Origin of the sequence: Peptoniphilus duerdenii ATCC BAA-1640, assembly GCF_000146345.1 — a bacterium.
GTDB classification, from domain to species: Bacteria; Bacillota; Clostridia; order Tissierellales; family Peptoniphilaceae; genus Peptoniphilus_B; species Peptoniphilus_B duerdenii.
This window is the reverse complement of sequence record NZ_GL397071.1, coordinates 1,787,806-1,798,644: the sequence shown is the minus strand read 5'-3', so window position 1 is coordinate 1,798,644 and position 10,839 is coordinate 1,787,806. Positions and strand designations below refer to the sequence as shown.

Annotated in this window: 9 protein-coding genes; 7 read left to right on the top strand and 2 right to left on the bottom strand. The window is 33.9% G+C overall.

The genetic code is table 11. The annotated features are described in order from the left end of the window. Nucleotides 1–31: 31 nt before the first annotated feature. Nucleotides 32–502, bottom strand: a complete 471-nt coding sequence (locus tag HMPREF9225_RS08225) for a threonine/serine exporter family protein (protein ID WP_008902482.1) — start codon at nt 500–502, stop codon at nt 32–34. Beyond that, the gene (locus HMPREF9225_RS08220) at nt 499–1,272 is read right to left on the bottom strand and encodes a threonine/serine exporter family protein (protein ID WP_008902481.1); all 774 of its coding nucleotides are present in this window, start codon (nt 1,270–1,272) and stop codon (nt 499–501) included. Before HMPREF9225_RS08220 ends, HMPREF9225_RS08225 begins: the two co-directional genes overlap by 4 nt. 123 nt (nt 1,273–1,395) lie before the next feature. Between HMPREF9225_RS08220 and miaB the strand changes: the two genes are divergently transcribed. From miaB to HMPREF9225_RS08185, 7 genes are read left to right on the top strand one after another with little or no spacing between them, the layout of a single operon-like run. Beyond that, on the top strand, nt 1,396–2,826 hold the full coding sequence (gene miaB / locus HMPREF9225_RS08215; RefSeq protein ID WP_008902480.1) for a tRNA (N6-isopentenyl adenosine(37)-C2)-methylthiotransferase MiaB: 1,431 nt from the start codon (nt 1,396–1,398) through the stop codon (nt 2,824–2,826). After that, entirely contained in the window at nt 2,813–5,407 is a 2,595-nt protein-coding gene (gene mutS, locus HMPREF9225_RS08210; RefSeq protein ID WP_008902479.1) for a DNA mismatch repair protein MutS, read from the top strand. The genes miaB and mutS overlap by 14 nt, the downstream gene beginning before the upstream one ends. Next, nucleotides 5,400–7,292: a DNA mismatch repair endonuclease MutL gene (gene mutL, locus HMPREF9225_RS08205; RefSeq protein ID WP_008902478.1), complete on the top strand. Its 1,893-nt coding sequence runs from the start codon at nt 5,400–5,402 to the stop codon at nt 7,290–7,292. The genes mutS and mutL overlap by 8 nt, the downstream gene beginning before the upstream one ends. Next, nucleotides 7,289–8,203: a tRNA (adenosine(37)-N6)-dimethylallyltransferase MiaA gene (gene miaA, locus HMPREF9225_RS08200; protein WP_008902477.1), complete on the top strand. Its 915-nt coding sequence runs from the start codon at nt 7,289–7,291 to the stop codon at nt 8,201–8,203. Before mutL ends, miaA begins: the two co-directional genes overlap by 4 nt. Next, nucleotides 8,154–9,479 carry a methionine gamma-lyase family protein gene (locus tag HMPREF9225_RS08195; protein WP_008902476.1) on the top strand — a complete coding sequence of 442 codons (1,326 nt, stop codon included), beginning with the start codon at nt 8,154–8,156 and terminating at the stop codon, nt 9,477–9,479. The genes miaA and HMPREF9225_RS08195 overlap by 50 nt, the downstream gene beginning before the upstream one ends. After that, nucleotides 9,469–9,987, top strand: coding sequence for a nitroreductase family protein (locus tag HMPREF9225_RS08190; RefSeq protein WP_008902475.1), 519 nt, complete (start codon nt 9,469–9,471; stop codon nt 9,985–9,987). The genes HMPREF9225_RS08195 and HMPREF9225_RS08190 overlap by 11 nt, the downstream gene beginning before the upstream one ends. Further along, nucleotides 9,984–10,802 (top strand): SAM-dependent methyltransferase, encoded by an 819-nt coding sequence (locus HMPREF9225_RS08185; RefSeq protein WP_008902474.1) that lies wholly within the window; start codon nt 9,984–9,986, stop codon nt 10,800–10,802. Before HMPREF9225_RS08190 ends, HMPREF9225_RS08185 begins: the two co-directional genes overlap by 4 nt. Nucleotides 10,803–10,839 lie beyond the last annotated feature (37 nt).

Genomic DNA, 10,839 nt, shown 5'->3' with positions numbered 1-10,839 from the left:
TATCTAAAACCGCCTTTTATAATCTTTTTTTTTAATTTATTTTTAAATTAATTTTCTTTTTTAATTTTCTATTTTTAGAGTGAAACTTATATAGTCTTGCGAATGTTGAACTTGCGACGATTCCAATTGCAAGTGAAATAATTAGATAGATGGTTTGCATAGTAGCTATCTTCATATTGACAGTATCACCATTAATTGCGTAGTACATAGAATAGAAGATCCCTGCTCCTGGCACAAGTGGTAGAAGTGCAGGCAAAATATACATAGTCGCAGCGTGTTTAAAAACAATAGCTGCAATTTCTGAGCTAATCCCTATAAACATAGACGCTAAAAATCCTGCGAAGAGATAAGAGTCATTATAAGGTAGAACTAGTTTAAAAATCACCCATGATAATCCTCCGATGATTCCACCAAGAACCATTGTATCTCTAGGAGTATTAAAAAAGTATGTAAAAGCAAAGACTGCGAACATGCTTATGAAAAATTCTATTAATAGTTTCATAGTCCCACCACCTTTAAAACAATACCTACTCCAGCAGCAATTGAAAATGCTTGGAATAGAGCCTTAGTAACACCGATAATACCACTCATATATTGGTTTGAAAATATGTCCCGAGCAGCGTTTGTAATAGGAAATCCTGGCACCAGGATCATAATAGCTCCTATAACTGTGTAGTCTACATTATTTCCAAAACCAATCTTATTTAAAAATACAGCGATTAGAGCTGATAAGAATGCACCAATGAAGTTCTCTATAAAAAACGTAAGTGAATACTGAGACAAACTATAGATTACATTTGAGACTGTAAATCCAGCAATGGCTGCTGCCATAAAATCTCTAATTCCTCCACCGAATAGAAGAGCGAAAAATGCACAGGCAAAAGCTGCAGATATGGTTATCTGTTTTCTTGAAGCAGGCTTTCTATTTAGGATTTCTTGAGCACGGTTAAGCGCTTCATCTAAAGATAAATCAGTATTTACAAAATCCCTTAATAGAGTGTTGCAATCCTCAACAGGCTTCATATTATAAGTCTCAAGAGATATTTTTCTAAACATGGTGTAGTCCTTGCCTCTGTATTCGCAACTTACAAAGACACCTGTAGGGTAGCAGTAAGAGTCAGCTTGAGTGATCTCTGGAATTGCACGAAGTACTTTTTCTGAAGCATCTTCAGCTCTAAAGATTTCTGCTCCGTTTTTGACCATAATCATAGAAACCGTAAGGGCAAGGTCTGTTGCTTTTTTTAAATCTTCTTTTGTCTCTATATTTTTCATAAGCTCCTCCTAAATCAATTATACAACAAATATAGTTTTTTCTAAAAGGTTAAATCGGCGAAAAGTCAATTACTTTACTATTTTCTTAACCTTGTGTAAAATAGATATGTATTAGAATTGAGGATGATTATGGATAAAAATATAAATTTAGATTTAACAGAATATGATTACGATTTTTGGAATGTAGTCAATGAAATAAAACAATTAAATAGAGAATTTTTTGAAAAAAATGGTCGCAAAAGGACCGCTTATATAGAAACTTTTGGTTGCCAAATGAATGAGCACGACTCTGAAAAAATAGATTGGCTCCTAAGACAGATGGATTTTTATATGTCTGATAGAAATTCAGATTTATACATTATAAATACCTGTTCCATCAGAAAAAACGCAGAGGATAAAGTATATGGAAGGCTCGGCGAACTAAAGGGCAAGAAGAGAGAAAATGAAAATCTTCTTGTGGCAGTTTGCGGCTGCATGATGCAGAGAAAAGAATCCAGAGACATTGTCCTTGAAAAATTTCCAAATGTAGATATGATTTTTGGAACGAATAATATTTATAAATTTCCAAAACTTCTATTGGAAAGACTTGAAAATGGAGTTAGAGCTGTTGATATTGAAGAGAATTATTCCAACGAAGACAATTTGCTCGGTGCAAACAGGATGTACTCTTTCAAATCTTTTGTAAATATTATGTATGGATGCAACAATTTCTGCACCTACTGCATAGTGCCTTACACTAGAGGCCGTGAAAAGAGTAGACGACCAATGGATATAGTAAATGAAATTAAGGGTCTTGCATCCCACGGCGTTAAGGAAGTAACACTTCTTGGGCAGAATGTAAACTCCTATGGAAAGAGTCTTTCAAACAATGTAAGCTTCGTGGATCTTTTGAAAATGGTAAATGAAATAGATGGAATAGAGAGAATAAGATTTATGACCTCCCATCCACGAGATTTTTCCAAAGAACTTGCATATGCATATAGAGACTTAGATAAACTTAAAAACTTCTTACATCTTCCTGTGCAAGCTGGATCTTCAAAAGTTCTTCGTGATATGAATAGACATTATACAAAGGAAGAATATATTAGAAAGATTGATATGGTAAAGGAGATAGTTCCTGAAATTGCACTTTCTACAGACCTTATGGTTGGATTCCCAACGGAGACGGAAGAAGATTTTAAAGACACTTTGGATCTATGTAAGTATGTTGAATATGACACATCATTTACATTTATTTACTCCATGAGAGAAGGTACCAAGGCATATGAAATGGATCAGGTGCCAGAAGAAATTAAGCACGATAGGTTCAATAGACTTTTGGATTTAATATATCCTATACAACTTAAGAAGAATGAAAATGAAATTGGAAAAGTAAGGAAGGTTCTAGTAGAATCTACTTCAAAATCCGATGAAAATAAATTAAGTGGAAGAACAGATGAATTTAAACTTGTAAACTTCGATGGACCAAAAGATTTAATAGGTAAAATCGTAGATGTAAATATAACTGATGCAAACACATTTTCTTTGAAAGGTGATTTAGTTGAGAAACGTTGATTTAGAAAAAGTAACTCCTATGATGAGGCAGTATCTAGAAACTAAAAAAAATTATGAAGACGCCATTCTATTCTATAGACTCGGCGATTTTTATGAGATGTTTTTTGACGATGCAATCACAGCTTCAAAGGAATTAGACCTTGCCTTAACTGGAAGGGGTGGAGGTTTGGATGACAAGATTCCAATGTGTGGAATCCCTCACCATGTATTTAAAAATTATCTTTCAAAATTAATCGACAAGGGATACAAGGTTGCAATCTGTGACCAGGTAGAAGATCCAAAACTTGCAAAGGGAATAGTAAAGAGGGAAGTTACAAAAGTTGTCACCCCTGGAACATTCACTGACACAGACTATATTGAAGCAGGCTCAAACAACTTTATGACGAGTCTCTATGTTAGGGATAATTCTGTTTCAATAACATATGTGGACTATTCTACTGGGATGCTTTTAAGCACCAGCAAAGTATTTTTAAATGAAGGATCAAGAGATGAGTACATCGACCTTATAGTGTCTAAAATTTCTCCTAAAGAAGTGGTTATAAATTCTGATGCGGAAAGATATTTCGATAAATCTGTCTTAAAAAATTATATAAATGAAAAAAATATCGAAGAGATCAAGAATAAAGAATATTTAAAGCATCTTTCAAGTGAACTTAAAGATGAACTTTTAAATAGCAAGTACAGGGAAAATATTTCTCTAGAAATTCTGCTTAACTATCTTTCAAATGTGTCTAAGACTAAACTAAATCACATAGTTAAAATCGCAGATATAAATCTAGAACAGAAGATGATTCTCGATGAAAATTCCATGAGAAACTTAGAGATTCTAAAGGGACTTAACTCAAATAGAAAATCAGGATCACTTTTAGAAGTACTAGATTATACCAAGACTTCCATGGGTCAAAGACTTCTAAGAAGATGGATAGAAGAACCGCTTTTAAATGTAGATGAAATAAAGAAGAGACAGGACTATGTTGAGGAATTTAAATCTGATTTTATACTTCTTGATGATGTGAGAAGTATACTTTCGTCAATTATAGACATGGAAAGACAGATGGTTAAGATTTCTGACAACGAAATAAATCCAAATGAATTTAATGCCCTCAAAGGCAGTTTAGCATCTGTCATGGAGCTTAAGTCCTATTTAGAAGGAAGTAATTTCAAAAATCTAAACGAAATTTCTTATGAATTAAAACCTCTTTACAATATCATAGAAGAGATTGACTCCATGATAGTTGAAGACGCTCCAGTTAAGACTGTGGACGTTAAATTTATAAAAGATGGTTACAATGAAGAGTTAGACGAACTATTTAGACTTTCGAAAGATGGCAAGAAGTTCCTCATAGATTTGGAAGCGAAAGAAAAAGAAGAAACTGGAATAAAAAATCTAAAGATAAAGTACAATAAAATTCTAGGATACTTCATAGAAGTTACGAAATCTGCTTTAGATATGGTTCCAGAAAGATATATTAGAAAACAAACACTGGTTGGCTCAGAGAGATTTTTCACCATTGAGCTAAAAGAGATGGAATCAAAGATTCTAAACGCCCACGATGAAGCTAATAGTCTTCAGCTTAAACTCTATGACAACTTAATAGAAAACTTTAAAAAATACACAAGCCTACTTCTAGAAGTTTCTGAAATAGTTTCTAGAATAGATGTGCTACAAGGGCTTGCAAAATCTGCCATTGAAAATAGATTTATAAGACCAGAACTAAATGAAGATAATACTATCATAATAAAAGATGGAAGGCATCCAATCGTAGAATTTAAAAATAGAGACGATTCATTTATTCCAAACGACACTATTCTAGATATGGATAAGAATCTCATACACATCATAACTGGACCGAATATGGCGGGAAAGTCCACCTATATGAGACAGATTGCCCTTATAGTAATAATGGCACAGATAGGAAGCTTCGTTCCGGCGAAATCATGTAATATCGGAATCGTAGACAGAATATTTACAAGAATTGGAGCATCGGACAATCTTTCTAAAGGTGAATCCACATTTATGGTTGAGATGAAGGAAGTTGCAAATATTTTAAAGAACGCAACGGACAAATCTCTAATAATCTTGGACGAAGTGGGAAGAGGTACATCTACCTTTGACGGCATGAGCATCGCCTGGTCAATAGTTGAATATATAAGCGAAAATATCGGAGCTAAGACTGTGTTTGCGACCCATTACCACGAGCTATCAAAGATAGAAGAAACCTATAAAAATGTTTCAAATTTAAATATAAAAGTTAAAAAAGACGGTGAAGAAATAATCTTTTTAAGAAAGATTGTGGAAGGTTGGACCGATAATTCCTACGGGATTGACGTTGCAAAGCTTGCGGGAATAGATGAAAAAGTTACAAAAAGGGCAGAAGAAATCCTAAAATCACTAGAAAAGACAAAAGATCTAAATGTAAAAGTGAAAAAAGATGTTGTTTTTGAAAAATCTCTATTCGACGTTAAAAGGGATAATTTTATAGACGACTTAAAGAAACTGGATCCAGATTCTCTAACTCCTAGGGAAGCTCTCGATTTGGTTTATGAAATAAAGAAAAAATCCGGTGAATTAAATGATTAATATTTTAGATGAATACACGGTTTCCAAGATTGCTGCAGGAGAAATAATCGAAAATCCAGCGTCAATTGTAAAGGAACTGCTTGAAAATTCCATAGATGCGGGGGCGAAGAATATAACCGTAGAAGTTAAGGATGGTGCTGCAAACTATCTTAGAGTTTCAGACGATGGTTCTGGAATTGAAAAAGATGATTTGAAGTATGCCTTTCTTCGTCATGCCACATCAAAACTTAAAACTTCTGATGATCTATTTAACATTCACTCATTAGGATTTAGGGGAGAGGCACTGGCTTCTATTTCAAACGTTTCAAAACTCACCTGTATTACTAAGACAAAATCGGATTTAACTGCGACGGTGGTTGAAGTTGAAAATGGAGAGATAAAAAGTGAAAAAAATATCGCATCTAACGAAGGGACTACATTTATAATTAGAGATGTATTTTACAACACTCCGGTTAGAAAAAAATATTTAAAGAGTGAGAATTTGGAGTTTTCATATATCTTTGATGTAGTTGAGAAACTATCTCTGTCTAGATCAGAGATATCATTTACCCTTGTAAGAGACGGAAAGGTCGTAGTATCAAGCATTGCCAATGAAAATTTAAAAAATCATATCCATTCAGTTCTCGGTTCGGATATCACGAGAAACTTAGTAGAAATAGAACATGAGGAAGAAGGATACAAGATTAAAGGTTTCATCTCAAACAATATGCTCTACAGATCTACGAGAAATCACGAGTACCTATTTGTAAATGGAAGGTTTGTAAAAAACTTGGAAATCGCTAGGGCAATTGAAAAGAGCTACAAATCTCTAATTCCACTAAATAGATTTCCAGTGTACCTACTATATATTGAGATAGATCCAAAACTTGTGGATGTAAATATCCATCCAAAGAAACATGAGATTAAACTTTCCAACGAAAATAGATTGATTGAAATCTTGGATATGCTTGTAAGAGAAAAGTTATACAAGAACACATCCATCTTCAAAGTAAATTTTGAAGAAAAAGAGGAAAAGAGTATCTTCGAAGAGTTTGGAAGTTTCGATAATAATTCTTTTGATAATAATTCTAATGAAAATTCAGAAGAAGATACTTGGTTTAACAGACCGACAGAGAAGACCAATACATCAAATGAATTTATAAAGGTAATCGACGGAATAGATTTTTCACATGAATATGATTCTTTAGAAGTTGAGGATGAGAAAAGAGAAAAATGCACTGACTCTCTTTCAAATAATATTACTAAATATGAAAATATATCCTTCAATGTGGCGGATAAATCAGATGAATACCTAGTAGAGAAACCACAAATTTTAAAAGATCTTTTAAATTCTACCTACAAGGGAAGCCTTTTTAAGACATACCTAATTTTTGAATCCTACGAAGATAAATTCTACATTGTGGACCAACACGCAGCCCACGAGAGAATAAACTACGAAAAATTTAAGAGAGAATTTGAAGAAAAAAGCATCGAGAGACAAGTGCTTCTAAGTCCACTTTTAGTTGAAGTGACTTCAGAGGAGAGAAAGGTGCTTTTAGAAAATACAGAAAATTTAAAGAATTTAGGATTTTATTTTGAAGAGTTTGGAGAAAAATCATTTCTTCTAAGGGAGATTCCTATTATCTTTGGAAAACCTTCAGGACTTGGTTTTATCCATGAGCTTCTATCCGATTCATATGACAATCTCTACAAAGTAGATCCTTACAAAATCATGACCAAAGCATGTAAGGCGTCTGTAAAGGCAGGAGATAGTCTAAGTATAGAAGAGATAAAAGAACTCATAAAACTTTTGTCAAACTGTGACAATCCGCTTACTTGTCCACATGGCAGACCTACCATATTAGAACTTAAAAAATATGATTTAGAAAGGCTGTTTTTAAGATGAAAGAGAATTTAATGATTATTCTTGGACCGACAGGAATCGGAAAGACTTCACTTTCAATAGAAATAGCTAAAAAATATAACGGTGAAATAATTGGTGCAGACTCCATGCAAATCTACAGAGGATTTGACATAGGAACTGGGAAAATAACAGAAGAAGAGATGGAAGGGATACCTCACCATCTAATAGATTTTTTAGATCCAAAAGCCGAGTTCTCTGTGGAAGAGTTTAGGACTCTTGCAAAAAAAAAGATAAGCGAAATAAATAAAGAAGGCAAGCTTCCAATAATGGTAGGAGGTACAGGTCTCTATATAAACTCAATTGTCTATGATTTTTCCATGCAAAAGATTGAAAAAGACGATGAATATAGAAAGTACTTGGACAGTTATATCGATGAGCATGGTTTGGAAAGTCTGTACGCGAAAATGGTGGAGCTGGACCCAAAACTTGAAGACAATATCCATCCAAACAATCGTCATAGAATCATAAGAGCTATGGAAATTCTAAACTCTGGAGAAAAAAAAGAGACAGAAGATTTTAGAAGACAAAATACTGATTACAATCTCTATATGTTAGGACTTAATACGGACCGGGAAGTTCTCTATGACAGAATAAATAGAAGAGTTGACATGATGATGGAAGAAGGATTTTTAGATGAGGTCAAAAGTCTCTATGAGAAGGGAATTGATGAACACTTCCAATCCATGAAGGCAATCGGATATAGGGAGATGCTTATGTACCTTGAAGGAAAAGTGGATCTTGAATTTGCGGTAGATAAGATGAAACAATTTTCGAGAAACTATGCAAAGAGACAGCTCACCTGGTTTAGAAGAGACGAAAGAATCAGATGGTTCGATCCATTAAATGAAGATAGAAAGGAAATTTTCGAAGAAATTGAAAGAAAGTTTTTTTAATTTAATAAATGAAAGTTACGGAGTCAGCAGAGAGATCTATGACTTCGTTCAGATTAGAGAATCCGAAGTATTTAAGGAAATGGAATACTTAAAAGAAATAAAAGAATATAACCAACTTAAAATACTAAAAGCGATGCAAAATAACAATCTTGCTGCTACAGATTTCAACTGGACAACAGGATATGGATATGGAGATATAGGAAGAGATAAGGTTGAAGCCATCTACACAGATGTATTTAAGGCACAGTCCACATTGGTAAGACCAAATATTGTAAGTGGAACCCATGCAATTTCACTGGCCCTACTATCAAATTTAAAAGCAGGAGATCATCTACTATACATCACTGGAAAGCCTTACGATACACTTCTAAAAGTAATAGGAGTTACAGGAGAAGAACCTGGATCTATGAAGGATATAGGAATCGAATTTTCCTACGCTGAACTTGAAAATGGAGTGGTAAGCTTCGAAAACGTCAAGGAAAAGTTCCAAGACAACACAAAGATTGTAGCTATACAAAGATCTACTGGATACTCTGACAGAAGAGCACTAACTATCGATGAAATAGAAGACGCAATAAATATAGTAAGAAAGATAAATAAAGACGTAATAATCTTTATAGATAACTGTTACGGAGAGTTCACAGATTACAAAGAACCTCTTGAAGTTGGAGCAGATTTAATGGCAGGATCTTTAATTAAGAATCCTGGTGGAGGGCTAGCTTTTTCTGGAGGATATGTGGCTGGAAGAGAAGACTTGGTAGAAAGATGTGCCAATCGACTTACAGCGCCTGGGATAGGTAGAGAATGCGGTCTAACCTTTGGGATGACAAGGCAGATCCTTCAAGGATTATTTATAGCTCCAAAGGTAGTATATGATGCGCTACTAGGTGCCAATTTAGTTTCAAAATGTTTTGAGAAGATGGGCTTTAACTCTATTCCAAAATCAACAGATAAACGTTCAGACATAGTAACTGCAATAGAACTTAAAGATAGAAGGCTCGTTGAAATTTTTTGTGAAGCTGTCCAAGATTCAAGCCCTGTTGATTCACAGTTCACACCAGTTGCTTGGGATATGCCAGGGTATGAAGATCAAGTAATCATGGCGGCAGGTGACTTCATAGAAGGCTCCTCCATTGAATTAAGTGCAGATGGTCCGATGAGAGAGCCATACTACGTGTACTTTCAAGGCGGACTTACCTATGACCATGTGAAGATAGCAGTTTTAAATATTTTAAATAAGATTAGAGAAAGTGGAGAGTTTGATTATGAATTTTGAAGAAGTAATAAAAAGTAGGTACTCCCTTAGACAGTTTGATGAAACTAGAGAAGTAGAAGACGGTGTACTTAAAGAAATTTTAGATATGGCGATAAACGCTCCATCTGCATGTAACTCAATGCCATATAAAATAACCGTAGCTACAAAAGAAAAAGCAAAACTCATAGCTAGTCAAAGAAAGATGGCAATGAATAAATTTGCAGAGAAAGCAAAAGTTATATTTATAATCGAAGAAGATAGCTATAATCTTACTGCAAAAGCAGGAAATAAAATAACAGATATAGATTTTCGCTCAATAGATATAGGAATAATGACACAAAATATCTGTCTTGCCGCAAAGTCGAAAGGACTTGGAACTTGTATACTAGGAATGTTCGATGAGAAGAGTATCCAAAAAATCATAGGAACAAAATCTCCAATTAGACTTTTAATTGCCATGGGTTACCCAGAAAAAGACAGAGAACCAGCTAAGAAGAAATCAGTTGAGGAAGTATTTAGAATAATATGATTAATATAATTGGTTTAGGAGCAGGATCCTACGAAGAACTGACATTAGAAGCTTGTAGAACTTTAAAAAATGGAAACAGAAACTTCACAAGGACAAAGGAAACAGAAGCGATAAAATATTTTGAAATTGAAAATATCCCATACGCTTCATTTGATGACTACTACGAAGATGCAGAGAGTTTTGACGAAGTTTATAAGAAAATAGTAAGTACACTTTTAGAAGAAGAAAAGTCCGGGGATATTAATTATTCTGTGCCAGGACATCCACTTGTTGCAGAAAGAACAGTGAGAATGCTAATAGAATCTGGAGTAGAGTATAAGATAATAAGTGGGCTTAGTTTTATAGAACCGACCTTAAATATTGTAAAAAAAGATATTTCAGAAGGATTTATTCTCTTAGATGCTCTTGAAATAAGCGATTTAATGATAGATCCAAAGAAACATATAATAATAACACAGGTCTACAACGAAAGAATTCTATCAGATATGAAACTTTTGCTTTCTTCAATTTATGGAGATGAATATGAAGTCTACTTGGTAGTGGACGCTGGACTTGAAAGTGAAAGTGGAAAGAAGTTAAAGATAGAAGATTTGGACAGAGGTCACTTTGTAAATCATAGAACATGTCTATTTATTCCAAAATCAGATATAAAAACTATTCTAGATTTGGAAAAAATTTTAAAAGAAGTAGAAGTTGATGAAAGTCTAGAAGAAATTTCCGATGAATTTATGACCATTTGGAACAAGATCCGGGTGGGAAATAGGTATGGTTATTGGGAAATGAGTGAGATATTTGATAAAATCTCAAAAAAATAGCCATTTATTATAGTTTTTCGCATAAAACTATTGGAAA